At 59.8% G+C, this 26,113-nt stretch carries 8 protein-coding genes; 6 read left to right on the top strand and 2 right to left on the bottom strand.

Annotated elements, in window-relative coordinates; genetic code table 11:
* Nucleotides 1-781 precede the first annotated feature (781 nt).
* Entirely contained in the window at nucleotides 782-19,000 is an 18,219-nt protein-coding gene (locus GKC70_RS22935) for an immunoglobulin-like domain-containing protein (RefSeq protein ID WP_342650023.1), read from the top strand.
* A gap of 156 nt (nucleotides 19,001-19,156) precedes the next feature.
* A complete protein-coding gene (locus GKC70_RS22940) occupies nucleotides 19,157-19,498 on the top strand; it encodes a hypothetical protein (RefSeq protein ID WP_029614627.1) in 342 nt (113 codons plus the stop codon).
* 39 nt (nucleotides 19,499-19,537) lie between these two features.
* Here the strand turns inward: GKC70_RS22940 and lapD are convergent, their stop codons facing one another.
* Both lapD and lapG read right to left on the bottom strand, forming a co-directional pair.
* Nucleotides 19,538-21,484 (bottom strand): cyclic di-GMP receptor LapD, encoded by a 1,947-nt coding sequence (gene lapD, locus GKC70_RS22945; RefSeq protein ID WP_342650024.1) that lies wholly within the window; start codon nucleotides 21,482-21,484, stop codon nucleotides 19,538-19,540.
* Nucleotides 21,485-21,493: 9 nt separating this feature from the next.
* Nucleotides 21,494-22,255 carry a cysteine protease LapG gene (lapG, locus tag GKC70_RS22950; protein WP_317870238.1) on the bottom strand — a complete coding sequence of 254 codons (762 nt, stop codon included), beginning with the start codon at nucleotides 22,253-22,255 and terminating at the stop codon, nucleotides 21,494-21,496.
* Nucleotides 22,256-22,460: 205 nt separating this feature from the next.
* On the opposite strand from lapG, the gene GKC70_RS22955 reads away from it, so the two are divergent.
* From GKC70_RS22955 to GKC70_RS22970, 4 genes are all read left to right on the top strand, one after another.
* Complete coding sequence (locus GKC70_RS22955; protein WP_342650025.1) at nucleotides 22,461-23,153, top strand: GntR family transcriptional regulator; 693 nt, start codon at nucleotides 22,461-22,463, stop codon at nucleotides 23,151-23,153.
* 71 nt (nucleotides 23,154-23,224) lie between these two features.
* Nucleotides 23,225-23,809: a hypothetical protein gene (locus tag GKC70_RS22960; RefSeq protein WP_342650026.1), complete on the top strand. Its 585-nt coding sequence runs from the start codon at nucleotides 23,225-23,227 to the stop codon at nucleotides 23,807-23,809.
* Between the two features lie 599 nt (nucleotides 23,810-24,408).
* Nucleotides 24,409-25,185 carry a DUF3050 domain-containing protein gene (locus tag GKC70_RS22965; RefSeq protein WP_029614631.1) on the top strand — a complete coding sequence of 259 codons (777 nt, stop codon included), beginning with the start codon at nucleotides 24,409-24,411 and terminating at the stop codon, nucleotides 25,183-25,185.
* On the top strand, nucleotides 25,182-26,111 hold the full coding sequence (locus tag GKC70_RS22970; RefSeq protein ID WP_342650027.1) for a diiron oxygenase: 930 nt from the start codon (nucleotides 25,182-25,184) through the stop codon (nucleotides 26,109-26,111). Before GKC70_RS22965 ends, GKC70_RS22970 begins: the two co-directional genes overlap by 4 nt.
* The last annotated feature ends 2 nt before the right edge of the window (nucleotides 26,112-26,113 follow it).

The raw sequence follows: 26,113 nt of genomic DNA on the forward strand, positions 1-26,113 counted from the left end.
CTAACTGCTCATGACGCCGGCGCAAGGCCATATGGCAAAAAACCAGCGCCCGAATCACGGCGCGTGTCGTGACGCCTGGAAGCTCCGGTTCCGCTCAGGCAACAGACCGTCCATCGATTCTGGGCGTTTGACGCCCACACCGCGCCCAATCCTCATGATCCCTCGCCAGAGACAGTTATTTGACTCAGCACGATGATGCCTTATAGCCACCCAATCCTATTCAGGAGGGTAAACCGGGCTGCGAAGCCCTTCTTGCTGTGCACGCCAAATCCCCGCTGTACACCGCGCGTAAGGGACTGCGCGCGTCTGCGCAGAAACTGATTTTGCGACTATTCTCCTGACGAACGATAAGCGCCAAATTAATGGTGATCGGCAAGGTTTGTGCTTAAAAACAAAAGCCTGCACCTCAAGTGACACATCGATGAAACTCACGACACGCAGTGTGGGTCATTTCCCAGTCGCAGACTTGCCCCAAGTCACTGCCAACAGGCGCGTAGCTCAGGAGAATAGCGGTCTCGACGGAACGTTTAGAAAAAACGCGAGCTGTTAGGTAATTAATACAAAAGGAAGATTGGTGTCGGACTAAATATCAATGTGACATTACTTTGCCGATTGTTTAGGATGACAAGACAAGGGTCAATACTTTGGCATAAACTTAATAGCCAAAAGTTATCGACAGAAAGTTGACGCATAAAAGCGTCAAATCTATTTCGTAACATTCCAGCGGAAGCAGGTTCGCACGCCGGCCGGAAGCCAACTGAGACACACCCCGGAGAGTTCCATGAGCACTGTCGTTGCCATCGTCAAAAGCATTGTTGGCCAAGTCATCGCAGTATCCCCGGAAGGCATCAAGCGCGTGCTGATCGAGGGCGACCGCCTGTTCGCGGGCGAAGAAGTCCTCACCGGCCCGGGCGGCGCCGTGACCCTGGAACTGGCCGACGGGCGAATGCTCGACCTGGGCCGCGACAGTCAATGGAGTGCGGACACACCCGCCAGCAGCGCTGACCTGGGACAGGTCACTGCCCAGGCCGCGCCATCGGTTGAAGAGCTGCAGCAGGCCATTGCCGCGGGTGCCGACCCGACCACCGATCTGGAAGCACCCGCCGCAGGCCCGACGGCCGCAGGTGGCGGCTCGGTAGGTGGCGGACACAGCTTCGTTCTGTTGGAAGAAACGGCAGGTGTGGTGGATCCGACCATCGGTTTCCCTACCGATCCGCTCAACTTCGCCGCCGCGCTGAACACGCAGCAGGTCGGTGGCCTGAATGCCAATAACGCCACCACGACCAATACGGTGCCCGTGGCCACCGGCCTCACCCTGACCGCCACCCCCTCGATCAGCGAGGCGGGTGGCGTCATCGTCTACACCGCCAACGTCGGCCAGGCGCCCCAGAGCGACCTGACCGTGACCCTGTCCAATGGCGCGGTGGTCGTGATTCAGGCCGGTCAAACCAGCGGTTCGGTAAACGTCAACATTCCAGCCAACGACACGCCGTACCTCGATGGCGGGCAGATCTCTACCACCATTACCAGCACCTCGGGCGGCACTGGGTTGATCGTTACGCCAAGTGACACGCCAGCAGTGACCCAGATCACTGACACCATCGACACCACCACTGCCACGCTGACCGCCTCCCCAAGCGTGACCGAAGGCGGTGTGATCACCTACACCGTCAGCCTGACCAATCCGGCTCAGACGCCGGTCACCGTGACCCTGTCCAACGGCCAGACCATTACCGTTGAAGCAGGCAAGTCCAGCGGCTCGATCGATTTCCAGACGCCAGCCAACGACGTCTACAACAACGGCAGCACCGTTAACACCACGATCACCAGCGCTACCGGCGGCAACTTCGAAAATCTGGTACCGAATCCGACGCCGGCACAGACCGTTATCAACGATTCGATCGACACCACCACTGCCACGCTGACCGCCACCCCAAGCGTCACCGAAGGCGGTGTGATCACCTACACCGTCAACCTGACCAACCCGGCGCAGACACCGGTGACCGTGACTTTGTCCAACGGCCAGACCATTACCGTTGAAGCAGGCAAATCCAGCGGCTCGATCGATTTCCAGACGCCTGCGAATGACGTCTACAACAACGGCAGCACCGTTAACACGACGATCACCAGCGCTACCGGCGGCAACTTCGAGAATCTGGTACCGAATCCGACGCCAGCGCAGACCGTTATCAATGACTCGATCGACACTACCACTGCCACGCTGACAGCCACCCCAAGCGTCACCGAAGGCGGCGTCATCACCTACACCGTCAGCCTGACTAATCCGGCTCAGACGCCGGTGACTGTGACCTTGTCCAACGGCCAGACCATTACCGTTGAAGCAGGCAAGTCCAGCGGCTCGATCGATTTCCAGACGCCGCCCAACGATGTTTATGTCAACGGCAGCACGGTTAACACCACGATCACCAGCGCGACCGGCGGCAATTTCGAGAACCTGGTCACCAATCCGACCCCTGCACAAACTGTGGTCAGTGACAGCATCGATACCGTGACCGTCAACATCGCCAGCAACGGCAATGTGACCGAGGCCCAGCAACCGACCTTCACCGTATCCGTCAGTCAACAACTGGATCGCGATCTGACCGTCACCCTGAGCAACGGTGACAAGGTGGTGATCGCTGCTGGCCAGACCCAGGCGACCTACAGCCTGCCAGCCCAAGGCGATGACGTTTTCAAGGATCCAGGTTCCGTGACCGTGGGCGTCACCGATGCCAGCGTGCCAGGCAAGACCTTCGAGAATCTGCAGCTCGGCGGCGCGGCTACCGTGCAGATCACCGATACCGTGAGCGAAGTCGTTGCGACGCTCACTGCGGACAAGGCTACTGTCGCCGAGGGTGGGCAGGTTACTTACACCGTCACGCTGACCAATGCCCAAGGCTTGGATGTCACCGGTCATCAGGGCCTGACGTTCACGCTCTCGGATGGCACCAAAGTGACCATCCCGGCAGGCAGCGCCTCTGCATCGGCCACTATTCAAGCTGCTGACGATGTTTACGTCGGTGGTCAGCCTTCAATCGTCAATAAGCTGGAGTCGGTTACCGGTGCGGATAACTTCGAGAAGCTGACTCTCGGCGACAACTCGATCACCACTACTGTCACCGATGAACCAGGCACTGGTACGCCAGGTGCCGGCAACGAGGGTGACAAGGTTTCCGTCACCATCGTCAGCAATGGCGATGTGAACGAAGCTCAGCAGCCAAGCTTCACCGTGAAAGTCAGCCAAGTGCTGGATCGTCCGCTGACTGTCACCCTGAGCAATGGCGATAAAGTCACCATCGCTGCAGGCCAGACCGAAGTTGAATACAAGGCGCCGGCTCAGGGCGAGGACGTCTTCAAAGATGCCGGCTCGCTGACTGTTGGTATCACCGATGCCAGTGTTGCAGGCAAGACCTTCGAAAACCTCGAGCTGGGTGGTTCGGCAACTGTTCAGATCGCCGACACCATCAGCGAAGTGGTCGCGACCCTCACTGCCGACAAGTCCACCGTTGCTGAAGGCGGTCAAGTCACCTACACCGTCACCCTGAGCAACGCTCAAGGCCTTTCTGTGACGGGCCACCAAGGCCTCACCTTCACCCTGAGCGACGGTACTAAAGTTACTGTGCCTGCTGGCAGCGCCACCGGCACTGCGACCATCCAAGCTCCAGATGATGTGTACGTGGGTGGCCAACCATCCATCGTTAACAAACTGGAATCGGTCACCGGTGCGGATAACTTCGAGAAGTTGACCCTCGGCGATAACTCGATCACCACCACTGTCACCGATGAGCCAGGTACTGGCACTCCAGGCGCTGGTAACGAAGGCGATAAGGTTTCTGTCACCATCGTTAGCAATGGCGATGTGAACGAAGCTCAGCAGCCAAGCTTCACCGTTAAAGTGAATCAGCCGCTGGATCGTCCGCTGACTGTCACCCTGAGCAACGGCGACAAAGTCACCATCGCTGCAGGCCAGACCGAGGTTGAGTACAAGGCTCCGGCTCAAGGCGAAGACGTCTTCAAAGACGCCGGCTCGCTGACTGTCGGTATCACCGACGCCAGCGTTGCTGGCAAAACCTTCGAAAACCTCGAGCTGGGTGGTTCGGCAACTGTTCAGATCGCCGACACCATCAGCGAAGTGGTCGCGACCCTCACTGCCGACAAGTCCACCGTTGCTGAAGGCGGTCAAGTCACTTACACCGTTACCCTGAGCAACGCCCAAGGCCTGTCGGTGACCGGTCACCAGGGTCTGGTGTTCACCCTGAGCGATGGCACCAAAGTTAACGTCGCCGCTGGCAGCGCCACCGGCACCGCGACCATCACCGCGAAAGACGACGTCTACGTTGGTGGCCAAGCTCCGATCGTCAACAAGATCGAGTCCGTCACTGGCGGCGATAACTTCGAAAAACTGACGCTGGGTCAGGGCGAAGTTAGAACCGAAGTTACTGATGAGCCAGGCACCGGTACTCCAGGTGCTGGCAACGAGGGCGACAAGGTTTCCGTCACCATCGTTAGCAATGGCGATGTGAACGAAGCTCAGCAGCCGTCGTTCACCGTTAAAGTGAATCAGCCACTGGATCGTCCGCTGACTGTCACCCTGAGCAATGGCGATAAAGTCACCATCGCTGCAGGCCAGACTGAGGTTGAGTACAAGGCTCCAGCTCAAGGCGAGGACGTCTTCAAAGACGCCGGCTCGCTGACTGTTGGTATCACCGACGCCAGCGTTGCAGGCAAAACCTTCGAGAACCTGGAACTCGGCGGCAGCGCTACCGTACAAATCGCCGACACGATCAGCGAAGTGGTCGCGACCCTCACTGCCGACAAGTCCACTGTGGCTGAGGGCGGCCAAGTCACTTACACCGTCACCCTGAGCAACGCCCAAGGCCTGTCGGTGACCGGTCACCAGGGTCTGGTGTTCACCCTGAGCGATGGCACCAAAGTTAACGTCGCCGCTGGCAGCGCCACCGGCACCGCGACCATCACCGCGAAAGACGACGTCTACGTTGGTGGCCAAGCTCCGATCGTCAACAAGATCGAGTCCGTCACTGGCGGCGATAACTTCGAAAAACTGACGCTGGGTCAGGGCGAAGTTAGAACCGAAGTTACTGATGAGCCAGGCACCGGTACTCCAGGTGCTGGCAACGAGGGCGACAAGGTTTCCGTCACCATCGTTAGCAACGGCGATGTGAACGAGGCTCAGCAGCCAAGCTTCACCGTGAAAGTCAGCCAAGTGCTGGATCGTCCGCTGACTGTCACCCTGAGCAACGGCGATAAAGTCACCATTGCTGCAGGCCAGACTGAGGTTGAGTACAAGGCCCCGGCTCAAGGCGAGGATGTCTTCAAAGATGCCGGTTCTCTGACTGTCGGCATTACCGATGCTAGTGTTGCTGGCAAGACCTTCGAGAACCTTGAGTTGGGTGGTTCGGCAACTGTCCAGATCGCCGATACCATCAGCGAAGTGGTTGCGACCCTCACCGCAGACAAATCCACTGTCGCTGAGGGCGGTCAAGTCACCTACACCGTCACCCTGAGCAACGCTCAAGGCCTTTCTGTGACGGGCCACCAAGGCCTCACCTTCACCCTGAGCGACGGTACTAAAGTTACTGTGCCTGCTGGCAGCGCCACTGGCACCGCGACCATCACTGCCAACGACGACGTCTACGTGGGTGGCCAACCATCCATCGTTAACAAGCTGGAGTCGGTCACCGGTGCGGATAACTTCGAGAAGTTGACCCTTGGCGACAACTCGATCACCACTACTGTCACCGATGAACCAGGCACCGGTACTCCAGGTGCTGGCAACGAGGGCGACAAGGTTTCCGTCACCATCGTTAGCAATGGCGATGTGAACGAAGCTCAGCAGCCAAGCTTCACCGTTAAAGTGAATCAGCCACTGGATCGTCCGCTGACTGTCACCCTGAGCAACGGCGACAAAGTCACCATCGCTGCAGGCCAGACCGAGGTTGAGTACAAGGCTCCGGCTCAAGGTGAAGACGTCTTCAAAGACGCCGGCTCGCTGACTGTCGGTATCACCGATGCCAGTGTTGCTGGCAAAACGTTCGAGAACCTGGAGCTCGGCGGCAGCGCTACTGTACAAATTGCTGACACGATCAGCGAAGTGGTAGCAACGCTGACTGCCGACAAGACCACCGTCGCTGAAGGTGGCACCGTCACCTACACCGTTACCCTGAGCAATGCTCAAGGTCTTTCGGTCACCGGCCATCAGGGCCTGACCTTCACCCTGAGCGATGGCACTAAAGTTACTGTTCCGGCTGGCAGCGCCACTGGCACTGCGACCATCACTGCCAACGACGACGTCTACGTGGGTGGCCAGCCATCCATCGTTAACAAACTGGAGTCGGTTACCGGTGCGGATAACTTCGAGAAGTTGACCCTCGGCGACAACTCGATCACCACTACTGTCACCGATGAGCCAGGCACTGGTACTCCAGGTGCCGGCAACGAAGGTGACAAGGTTTCGGTCACCATCGTCAGCAATGGCGACGTGAACGAAGCTCAGCAGCCAAGCTTCACCGTGAAAGTCAGCCAAGTGCTGGATCGTCCGCTGACCGTCACCCTCAGCAATGGCGATAAAGTCACCATCGCTGCAGGCCAGACTGAAGTTGAGTACAAGGCCCCGGTTCAAGGCGAAGACGTCTTCAAAGATGCCGGCTCGCTCACCGTCGGCATTACCGATGCCAGCGTTGCTGGCAAGACCTTCGAGAACCTGGAGCTCGGCGGCAGCGCTACCGTACAAATCGCCGATACCATCAGCGAAGTCGTTGCCACGCTGACCGCCGACAAATCGACCGTGGCCGAAGGCGGCACCGTTACCTACACCGTCACCCTAAGCAATGCTCAAGGTCTGTCGGTCACAGGTCACCAAGGCCTGGTCTTCACCCTCTCGGACGGCACCAAAGTCAACGTGGCCGCTGGCAGCGCAACTGGCACTGCAACCATCCAAGCTCCAGATGATGTGTACGTGGGTGGCCAACCATCCATCGTTAACAAGCTGGAATCGGTCACCGGTGCGGATAACTTCGAGAAGTTGACCCTTGGCGACAACTCGATCACCACTACCGTCACCGATGAGCCAGGCACTGGTACTCCAGGTGCAGGCAACGAAGGTGACAAGGTTTCGGTCACCATCGTTAGCAATGGCGATGTGAATGAGGCTCAACAGCCGTCGTTCACCGTGAAGGTGAATCAGCCACTGGATCGTCCGCTCACCGTCACCTTGAGCAATGGCGATAAAGTCTTCATTGCTGCGGGCCAGACCGAAGTTGAATACAAGGCCCCGGTTCAAGGCGAAGATGTCTTCAAAGATGCCGGCTCGCTGACTGTTGGTATCACCGACGCCAGCGTTGCTGGCAAAACCTTCGAAAACCTCGAGCTGGGTGGTTCGGCAACTGTTCAGATCGCCGACACCATCAGCGAAGTGGTTGCGACCCTCACCGCAGACAAATCCACTGTCGCTGAGGGCGGCCAAGTCACTTACACCGTCACACTGAGCAACGCTCAAGGTCTGTCGGTTTCCGGCCATCAGGGCCTGACCTTCACCCTGAGCGATGGCACTAAAGTTACTGTTCCGGCTGGCAGCGCCACGGGCACCGCAACCATCACTGCCAACGACGACGTCTATGTCGGCGGGCAAGCTCCGATCGTCAACAAGATCGAGTCCGTCACTGGCGGCGATAACTTCGAAAAACTGACGCTGGGTCAGGGCGAAGTTAGAACCGAAGTCACTGACGAACCAGGTACTGGCACTCCAGGCGCTGGTAACGAAGGCGACAAGGTTGCCGTCACTATCGTTAGCAATGGCGATGTGAACGAGGCTCAACAGCCGTCGTTCACCGTTAAAGTGAATCAGCCGCTGGATCGTCCGCTCACCGTCACCTTGAGCAATGGCGATAAAGTCACCATCGCTGCAGGCCAGACCGAGGTTGAGTACAAGGCCCCGGCTCAAGGCGAGGATGTCTTCAAAGATGCCGGTTCTCTGACTGTCGGCATTACCGATGCTAGTGTTGCTGGCAAGACCTTCGAGAACCTTGAGTTGGGTGGTTCGGCAACTGTCCAGATCGCCGATACCATCAGCGAAGTGGTTGCGACCCTCACCGCAGACAAATCCACTGTCGCTGAGGGCGGTCAAGTCACCTACACCGTCACCCTGAGCAACGCTCAAGGCCTTTCTGTGACGGGCCACCAAGGCCTCACCTTCACCCTGAGCGACGGTACTAAAGTTACTGTGCCTGCTGGCAGCGCCACTGGCACCGCGACCATCACTGCCAACGACGACGTCTACGTGGGTGGCCAACCATCCATCGTTAACAAGCTGGAGTCGGTCACCGGTGCGGATAACTTCGAGAAGTTGACCCTTGGCGACAACTCGATCACCACTACTGTCACCGATGAACCAGGCACCGGTACTCCAGGTGCTGGCAACGAGGGCGACAAGGTTTCCGTCACCATCGTTAGCAATGGCGATGTGAACGAAGCTCAGCAGCCAAGCTTCACCGTTAAAGTGAATCAGCCACTGGATCGTCCGCTGACTGTCACCCTGAGCAACGGCGACAAAGTCACCATCGCTGCAGGCCAGACCGAGGTTGAGTACAAGGCTCCGGCTCAAGGTGAAGACGTCTTCAAAGACGCCGGCTCGCTGACTGTCGGTATCACCGATGCCAGTGTTGCTGGCAAAACGTTCGAGAACCTGGAACTCGGCGGCAGCGCTACCGTACAAATCGCCGACACGATTAGCGAAGTAGTCGCGACTCTTACCGCTGACAAGACCACAGTCGCTGAGGGCGGCCAAGTCACTTACACCGTTACACTGAGCAACGCCCAAGGTCTGTCGGTTTCCGGCCATCAGGGCCTGACCTTCACCCTGAGCGACGGTACTAAAGTTACTGTGCCTGCTGGCAGCGCCACTGGCACCGCGACCATCACTGCCAACGACGATGTCTACGTGGGTGGCCAACCATCCATCGTTAACAAGCTGGAGTCGGTCACCGGTGCGGATAACTTCGAGAAGTTGACCCTCGGCGACAACTCGATCACCACTACTGTCACCGATGAACCAGGCACCGGTACTCCAGGTGCTGGCAACGAGGGCGACAAGGTTTCCGTCACCATCGTTAGCAACGGCGATGTGAACGAGGCTCAGCAGCCAAGCTTCACCGTGAAAGTCAGCCAAGTGCTGGATCGTCCGCTGACTGTCACCCTGAGCAACGGCGATAAAGTCACCATTGCTGCAGGCCAGACTGAGGTTGAGTACAAGGCTCCAGCTCAAGGCGAGGACGTCTTCAAAGATGCCGGTTCGCTGACTGTTGGTATCACCGATGCCAGTGTTGCAGGCAAAACATTCGAGAACCTCGAACTGGGTGGTTCGGCAACTGTCCAGATCGCCGATACCATCAGCGAAGTGGTTGCGACCCTCACCGCAGACAAATCCACTGTCGCTGAGGGCGGTCAAGTCACCTACACCGTCACCCTGAGCAACGCTCAAGGCCTGTCGGTTACCGGCCACCAAGGCCTCACCTTCACCCTGAGCGACGGCACCAAAGTTACTGTGCCTGCTGGTAGCGCCACTGGCACTTCCACCATCCAGGCTCCAGATGATGTGTACGTGGGTGGTCAACCATCCATCGTCAACAAACTGGAATCGGTCACCGGTGCGGATAACTTCGAGAAGTTGACCCTCGGCGACAACTCGATCACCACTACTGTTACCGATGAGCCAGGCACTGGTACTCCAGGTGCTGGTAACGAAGGCGACAAGGTTGCCGTCACTATCGTTAGCAATGGCGACGTGAATGAGGCTCAACAGCCGTCGTTCACCGTTAAAGTGAATCAGCCGCTGGATCGTCCGCTCACCGTCACCCTGAGCAACGGCGACAAAGTCACCATCGCTGCAGGCCAGACCGAAGTTGAGTACAAGGCTCCGGCTCAAGGCGAAGACGTCTTCAAAGATGCCGGCTCGCTCACTGTCGGTATTACCGACGCCAGTGTTGCTGGCAAAACCTTCGAGAACCTGGAACTCGGCGGCAGCGCTACCGTACAAATCGCTGACACGATCAGCGAAGTGGTCGCGACTCTTACCGCTGATAAGTCCACCGTCGCTGAAGGCGGTCAAGTCACTTACACCGTCACTCTCAGCAACGCCCAAGGTCTGTCGGTTACCGGTCACCAAGGCCTCACCTTCACCCTGAGCGACGGCACCAAAGTTACTGTGCCTGCTGGTAGCGCCACTGGCACTTCCACCATCCAGGCTCCAGATGATGTGTACGTGGGTGGTCAACCATCCATCGTCAACAAACTGGAATCGGTCACCGGTGCGGATAACTTCGAGAAGTTGACCCTCGGCGACAACTCGATCACCACTACTGTTACCGATGAGCCAGGCACTGGTACTCCAGGTGCTGGTAACGAAGGCGACAAGGTTGCCGTCACTATCGTTAGCAATGGCGACGTGAATGAGGCTCAACAGCCGTCGTTCACCGTTAAAGTGAATCAGCCGCTGGATCGTCCGCTCACCGTCACCCTGAGCAACGGCGACAAAGTCACCATCGCTGCAGGCCAGACCGAAGTTGAGTACAAGGCTCCGGCTCAAGGCGAAGACGTCTTCAAAGATGCCGGCTCGCTCACTGTCGGTATTACCGACGCCAGTGTTGCTGGCAAAACCTTCGAGAACCTGGAACTCGGCGGCAGCGCTACCGTACAAATCGCTGACACGATCAGCGAAGTGGTCGCGACTCTTACCGCTGATAAGTCCACCGTCGCTGAAGGCGGTCAAGTCACTTACACCGTCACTCTCAGCAACGCCCAAGGTCTGTCGGTTACCGGTCACCAAGGCCTCACCTTCACCCTGAGCGACGGCACCAAAGTTACTGTGCCTGCTGGTAGCGCCACTGGCACTTCCACCATCCAGGCTCCAGATGATGTGTACGTGGGTGGTCAACCATCCATCGTCAACAAACTGGAATCGGTCACCGGTGCGGATAACTTCGAGAAGTTGACCCTCGGCGACAACTCGATCACCACTACTGTTACTGATGAGCCAGGCACTGGTACTCCAGGCGCTGGCAACGAAGGCGATAAGGTTTCCGTCACCATCGTCAGCAATGGCGATGTGAATGAGGCTCAACAGCCGTCGTTCACCGTGAAGGTGAATCAGCCACTGGATCGTCCACTCACCGTCACCCTGAGCAACGGCGACAAAGTCACCATCGCTGCAGGCCAGACCGAAGTTGAGTACAAGGCTCCGGCTCAAGGCGAGGACGTCTTTAAAGATGCCGGTTCACTGACTGTTGGCATCACCGACGCCAGCGTTGCAGGCAAAACCTTCGAGAACCTTGAGCTGGGTGGTTCGGCAACTGTCCAGATCGCCGATACCATCAGCGAAGTGGTTGCAACCCTCACCGCAGACAAATCCACTGTCGCTGAAGGTGGCCAAGTCACTTACACCGTAACCCTGACCAATGCTCAAGGCCTTTCGGTCACCGGCCACCAGGGCCTGGTGTTCACCTTGAGCGACGGCACCAAAGTCAACGTGGCCGCTGGCAGCGCCACCGGCACTGCGACCATCCAAGCTCCAGATGATGTGTACGTGGGTGGTCAACCATCTATCGTTAACAAACTGGAATCGGTCACCGGTGCGGATAACTTCGAGAAGTTGACCCTCGGCGACAACTCGATCACCACTACTGTTACTGATGAGCCAGGCACTGGTACTCCAGGCGCTGGCAACGAAGGCGATAAGGTTTCCGTCACCATCGTCAGCAATGGCGATGTGAATGAGGCTCAACAGCCGTCGTTCACCGTGAAGGTGAATCAGCCACTGGATCGTCCACTCACCGTCACCCTGAGCAACGGCGACAAAGTCACCATCGCTGCAGGCCAGACCGAAGTTGAGTACAAGGCTCCGGCTCAAGGCGAAGACGTCTTTAAAGATGCCGGTTCGCTGACTGTTGGCATCACCGACGCCAGCGTTGCAGGCAAAACCTTCGAGAACCTTGAGCTGGGTGGTTCGGCAACTGTCCAGATCGCCGATACCATCAGCGAAGTGGTTGCAACCCTCACCGCAGACAAATCCACTGTCGCTGAAGGTGGCCAAGTCACTTACACCGTAACCCTGACCAATGCTCAAGGCCTTTCGGTCACCGGCCACCAAGGCCTGGTGTTCACCTTGAGCGACGGCACCAAAGTTAACGTGGCTGCGGGCAGCTCGACTGGCACCGCGGTCATCACCGCCAAAGATGACGTCTACGTCGGCGGCCAAGCACCGATCGTCAATAAGATCGAGTCTGTCTCTGGCGGCGACAACTTCGAAAAACTGACCCTGGGTCAGGGCGAAGTTAGAACCGAAGTTACTGATGAGCCAGGTACCGGTACTCCAGGTGCTGGCAACGAAGGCGACAAGGTTGCCGTCACCATCGTTAGCAATGGCGACGTGAATGAGGCTCAACAGCCGTCGTTCACCGTGAAGGTCAATCAGCCACTGGATCGTCCACTCACCGTCACCCTGAGCAATGGCGATAAAGTCACCATCGCTGCCGGTCAGACCGAAGTTGAGTACAAGGCCCCGGCTCAAGGCGAAGACGTCTTCAAAGATGCCGGCTCGCTCACTGTCGGTATTACCGACGCCAGTGTTGCTGGCAAAACCTTCGAGAACCTGGAACTCGGCGGCAGCGCTACCGTACAAATCGCTGACACGATCAGCGAAGTGGTCGCGACTCTTACCGCTGACAAATCCACCGTCGCTGAAGGCGGTCAAGTCACCTACACCGTCACCCTGAGCAACGCTCAAGGCCTGTCGGTTACCGGCCACCAAGGCCTCACCTTCACCCTGAGCGACGGCACCAAAGTAACCGTCCCGGCTGGTAGCGCCACGGGCACTTCCACCATCCAGGCTCCAGATGATGTGTACGTGGGTGGTCAGCCATCCATCGTTAACAAGCTGGAATCGGTCACCGGTGCGGATAACTTCGAGAAGCTGACTCTCGGCGATAACTCGGTCACCACTACTGTCACCGATGAACCTGGCACCGGTACTCCAGGTGCTGGCAACGAAGGTGATAAGGTTTCCGTCACCATCGTCAGCAATGGCGACGTGAACGAGGCCCAGCAGCCAAGCTTCACCGTCAAAGTGAATCAGGCGCTGGATCGTCCTCTGACTGTTACTCTGAGCAACGGCGACAAGGTGACCATCGCGGCCGGTCAAACCCAGGTCGAGTACAAAGCTCCCGCTCAAGGCGAAGACGTCTTCAAGGATGCCGGTTCACTGACTGTTGGCATCACCGACGCCAGCGTTGCTGGCAAAACTTTCGAGAACCTTGAGCTGGGTGGTTCGGCAACTGTTCAGATCGCTGACACCATCAGCGAAGTGGTTGCGACCCTCACCGCAGACAAATCCACTGTCGCTGAAGGCGGCCAAGTCACCTACACCGTCACCTTGAGCAACGCCCAAGGCCTGTCGGTGACTGGTCACCAGGGTCTGGTCTTCACCCTGAGCGACGGCACCAAAGTTAACGTGGCTGCGGGCAGCTCGACTGGCACCGCGGTCATCACCGCCAAAGATGACGTCTACGTCGGCGGCCAAGCTCCGATCGTCAACAAGATCGAGTCCGTCACTGGTGGCGACAACTTCGAGAAGCTGACCCTCGGTAGCAACTCCGTGACCACCACCGTCACCGACGAGCCAGGTTCAGGTACACCAGGTTCGGGTAACCAAGGCGACAAAGTCTCGGTCACCATCGTCAGCAATGGCGACGTAAACGAAGCCCAGCAGCCGTCGTTCACTGTGAAGGTCAGCCAAGTGCTCGACCGTCCTCTGACGGTCACTCTGAGCAACGGCGACAAGGTCACCATCGCTGCCGGCCAAACTCAGGTCGAGTACAAAGCGCCAGCTCAAGGCGAAGACGTCTTCAAGGATGCCGGTTCACTCACCGTCGGTATCAACAGCGCCACCGTCGAAGGCAAGACCTTCGAAAACCTGGAGCTGGGTGCACCTGCAACGGTACAAATCAGCGACACCATCAGCGAAGTCGTTGCCACACTGAGCGCCGATAAGACGACCGTGGCCGAAGGCGGCCAAGTCACCTACACCGTTACCCTGAGCAATGCTCAAGGTCTGTCGGTGACTGGTCACCAGGGTCTGGTGTTCACCCTGAGCGACGGCACCAAAGTCAACGTGGCCGCTGGTAGCTCGACTGGCACCGCTGTTATCACTGCCAAAGACGACGTCTACGTCGGCGGCCAAGCTCCGATCGTCAATAAGATCGAGTCTGTCTCTGGCGGCGACAACTTCGAAAAACTGACCCTCGGTAGCAACTCCGTGACCACCACGGTCACCGACGAGCCAGGTTCGGGTAACCAAGGCGACAAAGTCTCGGTCACTATCGTCAGCAATGGCGACGTGAACGAGGCCCAGCAGCCAAGCTTCACCGTCAAAGTGAATCAGGCGCTGGATCGTCCTCTGACTGTCACTCTGAGCAATGGCGACAAGGTGACCATCGCGGCCGGTCAAACCCAGGTCGAGTACAAAGCTCCCGCTCAAGGCGAAGACGTCTTCAAAGACGCCGGCTCGCTCACCGTCGGCATTACCGATGCTAGCGTTACCGGCAAAACCTTCGAAAACCTGGAACTCGGTGGCAGCGCCACCGTGCAGATCAGCGACACCATCAGCGAAGTGGTTGCCACGCTGACTGCCGACAAATCGACTGTTGCCGAAGGCGGCACCGTCACCTACACCGTCACCCTGAGCAATGCTCAGGGCCTGTCGGTCACAGGTCACCAAGGCCTGGTGTTCACCCTGAGCGACGGCACCAAGGTCAACATCGCTGCAGGTAGCGCCACCGGCACCGCGACCATCACCGCGAAAGACGACGTCTACGTCGGTGGTCAGGCGCCAATCGTCAACAAAATCACCGCAGTCACTGGCGGCGACAACTTCGAGAAGCTGACGCTGGGCAGCAACTCCGTGACCACCACCGTTACCGACGAGCCAGGTTCGGGCACTACAGGCTCCGGCAACCAAGGCGACAAGGTCTCCGTCACCATCGTCAGTAATGGCGACGTGAACGAAGCCCAGCAGCCAAGCTTCACGGTGAAAGTGAGCCAGGTTCTGGATCGCGACCTGTCCGTCACCCTCAGCAACGGTGCCAAAGTCACCATCGCTGCCGGTCAGACCCAGGTCGAGTACAAAGCGCCAGCTCAAGGCGAAGACGTCTTCAAAGATGCCGGCTCGCTCACCGTCGGCGTCAACAGCGCCACCGTTGAAGGCAAGACCTTCGAAAACCTGGAGCTGGGTGCACCTGCCACTGTGCAGATCAGCGACACCATCAGTGAAGTGGTTGCTACGCTCACTGCGGACAAGACCACGGTCTATGAAGGCGGCACGGTCACCTACACCGTCACCCTGAGCAACGCTCAAGGCCTGTCGGTCACCGGCCACCAAGGCCTGGTCTTCACCCTGAGCGACGGCACCAAGGTCAACATCGCTGCGGGCAGCGCCAGCGGCACCGCGACCATCACCGCCAAGGACGACGTGTACGTCGGCGGGCAAGCGCCGATCGTCAACAAGCTCGAGTCCGTCACCGGCGGCGACAACTTCGAGAAACTGACCCTGGGCGGCAACACCCTCACTACCACCGTGACCGACGAACCGAGCGGCCAGGGCGACCTGACCACGGTGAGCATTGGCGGCGACACGTCGGTGACCGAGGGCGATACCGCGCACTACACGCTCACCCTGACCAGTCCATCGAAGACCGATGTCACCGTCACCCTGAGCTACAGCGGCACCGCCACCAATGGCCAGGACTACACCGGCGTGGTCACCGTGAAGATTCCGGCCGGCGCCAGCACGGCCAACTTCGACGTGAAGACCATCGACGACCAGCTCGTCGAGGGCTCGGAGAACTTCACCGTCAAGATCACCGGCACCAGCGGTGGTGGTTTCGAGAACCTGCAGGTCGACGCGAACAAGGGCAGCGTGACCACCACCATCATCGACAACGACCACATGCCCGAGTCGCCCGGCGGCGCCGTCACCGGCACCGAGGACACCGACTACGTGTTCAAGTGGGGCGACTTCAACGTCACCGATGCCGATGGCAACACCGGACTGGCCGTGGTCATCAGCAAACTGCCGGATCTGGGCAGCCTCAAGTTCTTCAACGGCAGCGCCTGGGTCAACGTGTCGCTGAACCAGACGGTCAGCCAAGCCGACATCACCGCCGGCAAGCTCAAGTTCGTGCCGCTGGCGAACCAGTCCGGCGTGGACGGCTACGGCGGCAACGGCGTGGGCAACCAGCAGGCCGACTACGCACAGATCAAGTACAAGCCGAACGACGGCACCAATACCGGCAGCGAAGTGACCATGAAGGTGGACATCACGCCGGTCGCCGACCGCCCTGACCTGTCGATCGGCAACAATAACGTCGCGTCGATTGGCCTGACCAAAGAAAGCTGGAACAGCCTCAACGGCCTAGGCACCAACGGCAACGGCATCACGGGCGACCAGTTGAAGAACGTGTTCGCCAACTCCGGCAGCGCCAACAAGAGCGAGCAGGTCACCACGGTCGATACCGCAGCCACCGTCAGCCCTGGCACCGGTTCGAAAACGTCCGGCCTGATCTACATGGAGGCCGGCAAGACCTACACCTTCAGCGGCACGGCGGACGACAGCCTGCAGATCGTTGTCGGCGGCAAAAACGTAGCCAGTGGCACCTGGGGCAACGCCAGCGGCGCCATCAGCGGCAGCTTCACGCCGACCACCAACGGCTACTACACCCTGGAGATCTACAACGCCAACCAAGCGGGTCCAGGGAGCCTGGACGTCAACATCAAGGTCGGCAACGGCCCGGTGACAGACCTGAGCGCCTCGAACATCCCGCTGTACCCGAACCTCGGTTCGATGACCGGCGCAGGCCTGACCGTCTCCGACCTGCACGGCAGCAACGGCCAGGGTTACTACGACGGCTACAAGCTCAACGAAGGCCGTGAAAACGGCGCGCCGGTCAAACTGGTGGGCATCAGCACCAACCTGACCGACACCGACGGCTCGGAAACCCTGAGCGTCAAGCTCAGCGGCATTCCGGCAGGCTCGGTGGTCAGCGACAACGCTGGCCACAGCTTCACCGTGGGCAGCAGTGCCGTGGACGTCACCGGCTGGAACCTCAACAGCCTGGCGATCAAGCCACCGGCCTACTACAACGGCCAGTTCGACGTGAAGGTCAGTTCGATCTCCAGCGAGAGCGTTGGCGGCAGCACCGCGACCAATGAAGGCACCTTCAAGGTCACGGTGTACCCGCAGTCCTACAGCACCAGCAACCTGACCGCCAATGCCGATAACTTCACCGGCACCGACGGTAACGACATCATCATTGCCGACGTCGGCGGCCTGCACGTGGTGCCGGGCAAGGACTACAACATCGCCTTCATCGTCGACACCTCTGGCAGCATGGGCGCCTCGGGCGTGGATGCGGCGAAGAAATCGCTGGAGTCGGTGTTCAAGACCCTCGCGGCCAGCGTCAAGGGTGCGCAGTCCGGTAGCGTCAACATCCTGCTCGTGGACTTCGCCACCCAGGTCAAGTCATCGGTTTCCGTCACCTTGAACGATGCCGGTCTGCAAAAGCTGCAAAGCCAGCTGAGCACCCTCAGCGCAGGCGGCGGTACCAACTACGAAGATGCCTTCAAGACCACGGCGAACTGGTTCCAGAGCCTGAAGAGTGCCGGTAGCACCGGCAGCAACCAGACCTACTTCATCACCGACGGTCAGCCGACGTACTACCAGTCCAACGAGCAGACCAACCCGACCTTGGGCTACGCCGGCTCGACCCTGGACGGCTACCTGTCTTCGATCAACTACAAGATCGGCGACGTGATCTCCCGTGGCATGATCGACAGCAGCACGCGGGCCGACATCGACTCCAAGGGCTACCTGTCCGTGCAGTACAAGTCCGGTTCGAGCTGGTACAACTTCGGTTCGGGCTACATCCATGCCCAAGGCGATGGCACCTATGAGGTCTCGTCGCTTTCAGGCACCGGCTATAGCACCGACTCGGCGACACTGGCCAACTCCAAGGACACCTTCAAGCTGCTGTCGAACCTGTCCAACGTCGAAGCCATCGGCCTGAACAACGACGTCAATGCCAGCGACCTGAAGCCGTACGATTCCGATGGCGTGCCGCAGACCAACATCGACCCGAGCAAGCTGGCCGAGGCCATCCTCGGTCACACCGAGGTGATGAACCCAGGCAACGACACCGTCAACGGCGGCGACGGCAACGACATCATCTTCGGTGATCTGGTGACCTTCGATTCTGTGCCCGGCACCGGCGTCGAGGCGATCCAGGGCTATGTCGCCAACAAGTTGGGCGTTGACGTGGGCGACGTGGATGCCCGGATGATGCATCAGTACGTCACCGAGCATTACACCGAGTTCGATATCTCGCGCAGCAACGACGGCAACGACACCCTGATCGGTGGCGACGGGAACGATATCCTCTTCGGCCAGGGCGGTGACGACTACCTCGACGGCGGGCGCGGCAACGACATCCTGCTCGGTGGCACCGGCAACGACACGCTGATCGGTGGTGAAGGCAACGACCTGCTGATCGGCGGTGCCGGCAACGACATCCTCATCGGCGGCAAGGGCGACGATATCCTCATCGGCGGGAGCGGCGCAGATACCTTCGTGTGGAAGGCCGGCGATTTCGGCAACGATGTGATCAAGGACTTCAACCAGCAGGAAGGCGACCGTCTCGATCTGCGCGATCTGCTGCAGGGCGAGAAGGCCAGCACCATCGACAACTTCCTGAAGATCACCACCGTCAATGGCGAGTCGACCCTGCAGGTCAGTTCCGAAGGCAAGCTCAATGCCAGCGGCGGCGTGGCCAACGCCGACGTCAGCATCAAGCTGCAAGGCGTGGACTGGTCACACTCGTCGATCAACTCGTTGATCGCCGGTGCGGACCCGATCATCAAGATCGACAACGCCAACAGCTGATGCGTGAACCCCAGGCGGCTTCAACCGCCGCCTGGGGGTCGCGCTTTCCTGTCATCGTCGCGCGGGGCATACTCGCAGGTCGGCCGCTGCAAGGCCGCTGAACTTTGCCTATGCTCCTGACAACCAAAAGGAATCATCGTGACGAGGGTCGATGCCATGTTCTACGTGCAACGCGACGCCGACGGCCAGCTGCTGCGGGTAGAAGCTACCCCGTTTGACGAGTACACCGAGTCGCTGCCGGCCGACCATGCCGATATCCAGGAGTGGTTCGCCGACGATGTCGTGGAAACCAGTCTCAAACAGCTCAAGCAGAGCGACCTGGACATGATTCGTGTGCTCGAGGACTTGATCGAGGTGCTGACCGCCAAGGGCGTGTTCAGCATCACCGACCTGCCGCCGGGCGCCCAGGCCAAGTTGCTCAGCCGGGCCTCCGCGCGCAAGGCGCTGGGCAGCCTCAATAACCTGATCGAGGAAGAGGAAGAAGGCGGGCTGATCTGAATCAGGCCGCACCCTGAGCGGATGCGGCCCGGGCCTGTATCACTTCCAGGGGGCAGGCTCACCCACCCATTGTCCCTGGATCCCCTGAACCCCCATCTCGCGCAGTACCTGCAACTCGCCCTCGGTCTCGACCCGTTCGGCGATCAGCGGCAGGTCGATGCTGTGCGCCGCACCTTGGATCGCCTCGATGAACAGCCGCTTGTGCCGCTCTTGATCGATGCTGCGGATGTAACCGCCATCGATCTTGAGATAGGCCAGACCCAAGTGCGCCAGGTTGCCGATCATGCTGAAGCGCCCGCCGAAACGCTGGAGCGCCAGGCCGTAGCCCAGTTCGTGCAGGCGGCGGTTGAGCTTCTCCAACTGCGCCTGCTCCGGCAACTGTTCCTCGCCGATCTCGAAGGTCAGCCGACGTCCTAGCGCCGCATGCTGTGCCAGCAGTTCATACACGCGCTGCAGCGCCTTGGGATCGGCCAGCGTCGCGGCAGACAGGTTCAGCGCCAGCGACTCACCATGGCTCTGCAAGTGCCGAAGCACCTTCTCCAGCACCAGCAGGTCAAGCCGCGGCATCCAGCCGAAGCGTTCGAGCCAGGGCAGGAAGCGTCCGGCTGCCAGCGCCTCGCCCTGCTCGTCGTGCAGGCGGGAAATCACCTTGTAGTGCAGAATCCGCTCCGGCGCTTGGCAGTCCACGACCGGCTGGAAGAACAGCTCGAACTGGCCGTTGGTCAGGGCCTGATCCAGACGCATGTGCCAGGCGTGATGGCTGTCGGCAGCTTGCGCGGCAGCGCCTTGCTCCAGGCAGACCCAGCCCGGCTCTGGCTGGCTCTCGGCACGCGCCAGCGCCTCGTCGGCGAGCTTGAGCAGCGCCTGCGGCGCATCCCCTGGACTGTAGGGCGCAAGGCCGATGCAGGCCACCGGATCGACATCACTGGCGCCGGTCACATGCAGGCTCTGCAAGGTCGCCTCCAGGGCCTGGGCCAGTTGAATGGCCTCCTCGTGCACCATGCCTGGCGCCAGCACGGCGAATTCACCGCCACGGCTGCGGGTGATCAGGTCCTTGGTCTCCGGGAAGCTGGCACAGGTGCGCCGCAATTGCTCACCGACGGCTTGCAACAACTGGTCGGTGCGTTGGCCACCCAGACGCGCGTTGAGGCCGGCCAAGTCCTGCACCCGCAACAACAGCAGGTAACCCGCGCGCGCCTCTTCCAGATTGCTGACCCGAGCATTGAGCTGCATTTCGAAATAGCGGCGGTTGGCAAGGCCGGTGAGGCTGTCCTGGTACGACTCGACCCGCAGCTTTTCGCTGCGCTCGGCCTGTTCGGTGAACAGCGTCTGTAGCTTCTCGACCATCTGGTTCATGGCCTGCACCACCCGACGAAACTCAGGCGTGCGTGGCAGTTCCGGCAAGCTGAGGAACTCGCGCCGGGCAATGGCGTGGGACTGCGCCACCAGGTAATCCAGCGGGCGCAGTTGGCGACGCAGCAACAGCGCGCCGAGGATCGCACTCACCACGCCACACAGCAGCAGCAGGCCGAGGCTGCCCAGGGCGCTTTGCCACAGTTTGGCCAGGGCGAACATCGGATGGCTGATCACCTCGACCCGTGCCGCCTGCTGCCAGCCACGGCTGACGATGGCATCGCCCCCGGCAGGCTCCAGGCCGATCAGGCCGATGAACCAGGCCGGCACACCGTTGCTGTCGGGCTCGGCATGGCGCTCGACCAGCACTGCGTTGGAATCCAGGTCGACGACCTTGATGCTCGAGTAATAGCCGCTGTCGAAAATCGAGCTGACCATCAGCTCGACCATGGCCGGATCGTCGATATTAGGGGTCAATGACAGGGCCAGCGCGGTCGCGGCATCCTGAGCGTGGGAGCGCAACTGGTTGACGTACTGGGTGCGCGAACTTTCCAGGCTGACCATGAAGCTGCCGCTGAAGGCGATCGTCAGGAGCAGGCATATGGCAAGCAGCAATTGTTTGAACAGTGACATCTGTGCTCCTCAATAGACCGGTTCGGCCGGGAACCCTTCGGCCTGCATTTTCTTCAGCACGTCCTGCCAGCGAGACAGGCGCTTGGTGTCGCCGACTTTCTTGTTGCCGGCGGCGCCGGTTATCCACAGGCCCTCGCCGTTGAAGGCATACACCGGCAGCAGGTCGTTGCGCTGGCTGGCCGGCTTGATCGAGTCCATCAAGCTGTCCAGCACCAGCGGCTGAGCCTGGGGACTGGCGTAGTAAGTCAAAACCATGTGCGCGCGGTTCAGCCGCAGCGCCTTGACGTAGGTGATTCGCAGCTTGTCGGCCGGGATGCCCATGCGCCGCAGACTGAAGTATTTGGCGATGGCGTAGTCTTCGCAATCGCCCGCGCCCTTGATCAGCGACTGCACCGGGGTGGCCCAGTAGTCGACCTCATGCCACAGGTCGATGTCCTCTACGTAGCGCATCTGTTTGTTGAAGAACAGGTTCACCACCTGCAGCTTGTCCAGCTCGCTGCCCTGATTCTGGGTCGCCATCAAACGCTGCCAGGCATCGATGCGCCCCTGTCCGGCGCCGAGCGGCCCGTACAACTGTTCAGCGCGGCGGCTGATCTGGGCGAAGTCCCAATCGGCGTGCAGGCCGCCCAGCAGCAGGCAGCCTACCAGCACGGCGAGACCGAGGCGATGCACGAGCTGCTTGAGCACTTCAGGTATCGCCACTGCGAACACCTTTCCAGAACAGACGAAAGCCGCGATGGTGCGGCTTACCCGTGTAAAAGACAATGGCACCTTACAATCACGGCGCTGGACGCTAATGCCCGGTCACTTGCCAACTGCCGATCAGGAGCGGGCCGACTTCCCTTGCCTGGCGACTTCATTCACGATAGCTGCACTCCAGCACCGCAGCAGCCCATCGCCTCGGTTTGACAAGTGACCACTCTGATCACTAGGGTTATTGGATCCAATCATCGCTATTCATCAAGGCAGACTCCGCGTGGCCGAGAAAATCCGACTCCTAAGCTCCGTGCTGGGTAATGAGCAAGTACCCGCTCATCTTGCCCGCAGCGTTATCGAAGAGCGCCTGCGCAGTGCCATCCTCGATGGTCGCCTGCCGCCAGGCACCGCATTGCGTCAGGAAGAATTGGCAGGTCTGTTTGGGGTCAGCCGCATGCCGGTGCGCGAAGCGCTGCGCCAGTTGGAGGCGCAATCGCTGCTGAAGGTGGTGATGCACAAGGGCGCGGTGGTCGCTCCCCTGATCGGTGAAGACGCCGTCGATACCTACAACTTGCGCGTGCTTCTGGAGACCGAGGCGCTGCGGCAGTCCATTCCCAACCTGGACGCTGCCGATATCGCGCTTGCCCGCGGCTACATCGCTCAGTTGGAAGAAGAAACCCGGCACGCTGAAATCGGCCGCCTCAACCGCCTGTTCCACATGACGCTGTACAGCAAGGCCTCCAATCAAAAGCTGCTGCGCCTCATCGAGATCGAACTCAACGAGGAAGAGCGCTTCCTGCGTTTTCATCTCTCGGCCATGGGCCTGGGCAAGCTCACTCAGGATGACCACATCGCCCTGGTGGATGCGGCCAATGACAAGCTGGTGGAACAGGCCATCGAAGTGCTGGAAAAACACCTGAACACCGCAGCGCAGACCATCAAACGCTACTTGAGCTCGCAAGCCGCCAAGTGAATTCTCAGCCGCGACGGCCGCAAGCCCTAACGGTCATCACGCCCGGCACACCTCGGGATGAAGGACAGACAGTGCACGTCCAGAACCTACCAGCCCCCGAAGACAGCGGGTCATCCGCGCAAGTCCGCCTCATCTGCCTGGCCTGCAGCCCGCAGCACCTGGAACGCTATCGAGCCTGGGCCTATGCCCTGAGCGACCCCATCGAGCTGATCGCGGTCGATGTCCAGCGCCACGCCGACTGCGCGCCAAGCGACCTCCAGCAGGGCCCTTCGCCCCTAGCCCGTACCCTGGCCGACCACCTGCACCCTTACCTCAGCCAACCGCATGCCATCTTTGGTCAGCGTCTGAGCGCGCACCTGGCCTTCGAGCTCACTCAACTGGCGGAGCGTGAGTACCCTGGACAGACTCGTCATTTGTTTGTTTCGAGCTGTGACAGCCCGAGGGCTACCGAACCTCGGGCCAGCATCAGCGCCATTCAGGTGCCAATGACGGTTCTCTATCCCGCCGGCTCACTCGCTCAAATGCTCGGCTGGCACGCCTTCGTCCGGCGGGAGCTGGAGCTCATCGAGTTACCGGACGCTTCGGCAGACCCTTCCCATGTGGATCAACGGCTCGTGCGAATCTTCGACACGCACCTCGGCTTATTGAGCTTCTGAACCCTGACACACGGCGTAATTGCCTCGCGTTGGCAGGATTTTCCCCAGTGTGCTGCCAAAGGCCGTGGCAGCGCGCGCCGTTTACCCCCACTCTAGTTGCGCCGTGACTGCTGATCGCCCTGCTCGGGGCCCGGTCGCAGGCCTTCCATACACCCGCAGAAGGAGTCTGATATCGGGGCAAGGGCCGCATGGCGATCAGCCGCCCCCGTAAAGCGAAACACTCCCGCAACGACCTTTACCAGTGCTCCGAGTGAGGCATTCACTCAACTTTAATTTTCTGATTTTAGTTATCGGAAGGGGCACTGCTTAATTAAATAAAACTCTCAAAAAGTTTTATATGGACCCCCATTTTTCAATATTCCCACTCCCAAAAATTATTTCAAAAAACATTTGCCGACAACTTTGAAGTTGTTCTAACTTTTCATCGCCGACCCCTGGAACTTGCCTGGCCTGCTGCAGGCCTCATGCTTCATGATCCGCCGGCTATACCGAGACTGCTCAGCCATCGAACTTAGATCGAGGCACTCGTTCGCCCAGACTTTGTAATGGCTGTAACGGCACGGTAACTAAGCGCCTAATTTCCACGAGGAATAATTGTGATGAGCCCATTGAACAGCACCCTGTCCAACCATAAGAGCGCCCTCGCCCGGCACCCATTGTTTTCCGAGATCGATTCGCTCGAAACATTGCGACGGTTCATGGAAACCCATGTTTTCGCCGTGTGGGATTTCATGTCGCTGACCAAACGTTTGCAACAGGAACTGACCTGTGTCCGCCTGCCCTGGCTGCCGCCGTCGGATCCCGCAGCGGCACGGCTGATCAACGAGATCGTGCTCGGTGAAGAGTCCGATGACCGCCTGCAACATGGCCACTACAGTCATTTCGAGCTGTACCTCGACGCCATGCGCGAGGTCGGGGCCAGTACGCAGGCCATCGAACACTTCGTCAGCTTGCAACAGCAAGGCGTGGACTACCTCACCGCGCTGCAACGTTCAGGCGCCAGCGAGGCGGCCAGGCGCTTCGTCAGCGATACCCTCGACGTGGCCCTGCACGCTCCAGCGCACCGCGTGGCCGCCGCGTTCCTGCATGGCCGCGAGAGCGTCATTCCCGCGATGTTCCAGCAGATCCTCGATGAATGGGGTATTGGCCAGGCCCAAGCGCCGACGTTCCGCTACTACCTGCAACGGCATATCGAGGTGGACTCCGAAGACCATGGTCCCGCGGCTGAGCAACTGCTGGCGCGCCTGGTCGATGGCGACCCGCAGCGTCAGGAAGAGGTCTACGAGGCTGCCATCACTGCCGTGCAGAGTCGTACCGCGCTGTGGGACCGTCTGCGCGCTTCGTTGCAGGTGCCGGCCGGTGAGGTGCTGCCATGAATGCGCTGGACTACCGTTCTTTCGCCGAGGCCTGGGAAGAGCGCGCCACCATCCGCACGCGGCCGCGTCGCCGGGTCGAGGACGACCAGCGGTTGATCTATCCCCTCAGTCGCCAACCGCTGGTGCTCAGTGCCACCTTCCAGCAAGGCTGCCCGCAGTTGCGCGACTTCGTGCTGGTGCAGAGCCTCTACAAGTTCATCAACGATGTAGTGATCTTCGAGACCGAGATCGTCGACCGCACCGCCCGGCGCATCGCCAAGGACCACTTCGCCGTGCGCTTCCCGTTCGCCTGCCGCTATGACGCGATGACCGTGGTGGTCGATGAGGACTATCACGCGCTGGTGGCCATGGACTTTCTGCAGCAGACCATCGCCCTCACCGGCATCGAGCCCATCGTCCTGCCTGGCGAGATCGAACTCAGCCGCGCCATACCCGCAGCGCTGGCCCAGGTACCGGCGTCCTTGCGCGATGCCCTGGAGCTGATCTGCGTCGGCATCGCCGAGAACACCCTCACCGATGACGTCGCAGCGTTTGCCCGCGACGACACGGTCAAGCCCTCGGTGAAAGGGTTGATGGCCGATCACCTGCTCGACGAAGGGCGTCACTCCAGCTTCTGGGCACGTCTGACCCGGATCTACTGGCAGGCCGCGCCTGAACACGAGCGCGAAGCCATCGCCCGCGTGCTACCGGTGTTCCTCGGCCAGTACCTGACCAACGAGATCCAGCAGACCTTCGACTTCAGCCTGATCCAGGCCTTGCCCATCAGCGAAGACCTGCGTCAGGCGCTGCGCGAGGAAGTGCTCGGCCTGGCCTATCCGATCAATCACCAGCATCCGCTGCTGGGCAACATCCTGCGCTTTTTCCGCGGCAGCTCGATGCTCGAGTCGCCGTGTGTGCAGGACGCCCTGCGTGATTACCTGCCCTGAGG

The organism is Pseudomonas sp. REB1044 (assembly GCF_038813925.1).
Classification (GTDB): Bacteria; Pseudomonadota; Gammaproteobacteria; order Pseudomonadales; family Pseudomonadaceae; genus Aquipseudomonas; species Aquipseudomonas boreofloridensis.

Bases quoted from the DNA above. Each gene is read 5' to 3' on its own strand.
- GKC70_RS22935 (WP_342650023.1), top strand. From the start codon at position 782: ATGAGCACTGTCGTTGCCATCGTCAAAAGCATTGTTGGCCAAGTCATC.
- GKC70_RS22940 (WP_029614627.1), top strand. From the start codon at position 19,157: ATGTTCTACGTGCAACGCGACGCCGACGGCCAGCTGCTGCGGGTAGAA.
- lapD (WP_342650024.1), bottom strand. From the start codon at position 21,484: ATGTCACTGTTCAAACAATTGCTGCTTGCCATATGCCTGCTCCTGACG.
- GKC70_RS22965 (WP_029614631.1), top strand. From the start codon at position 24,409: ATGAGCCCATTGAACAGCACCCTGTCCAACCATAAGAGCGCCCTCGCC.
- GKC70_RS22970 (WP_342650027.1), top strand. From the start codon at position 25,182: ATGAATGCGCTGGACTACCGTTCTTTCGCCGAGGCCTGGGAAGAGCGC.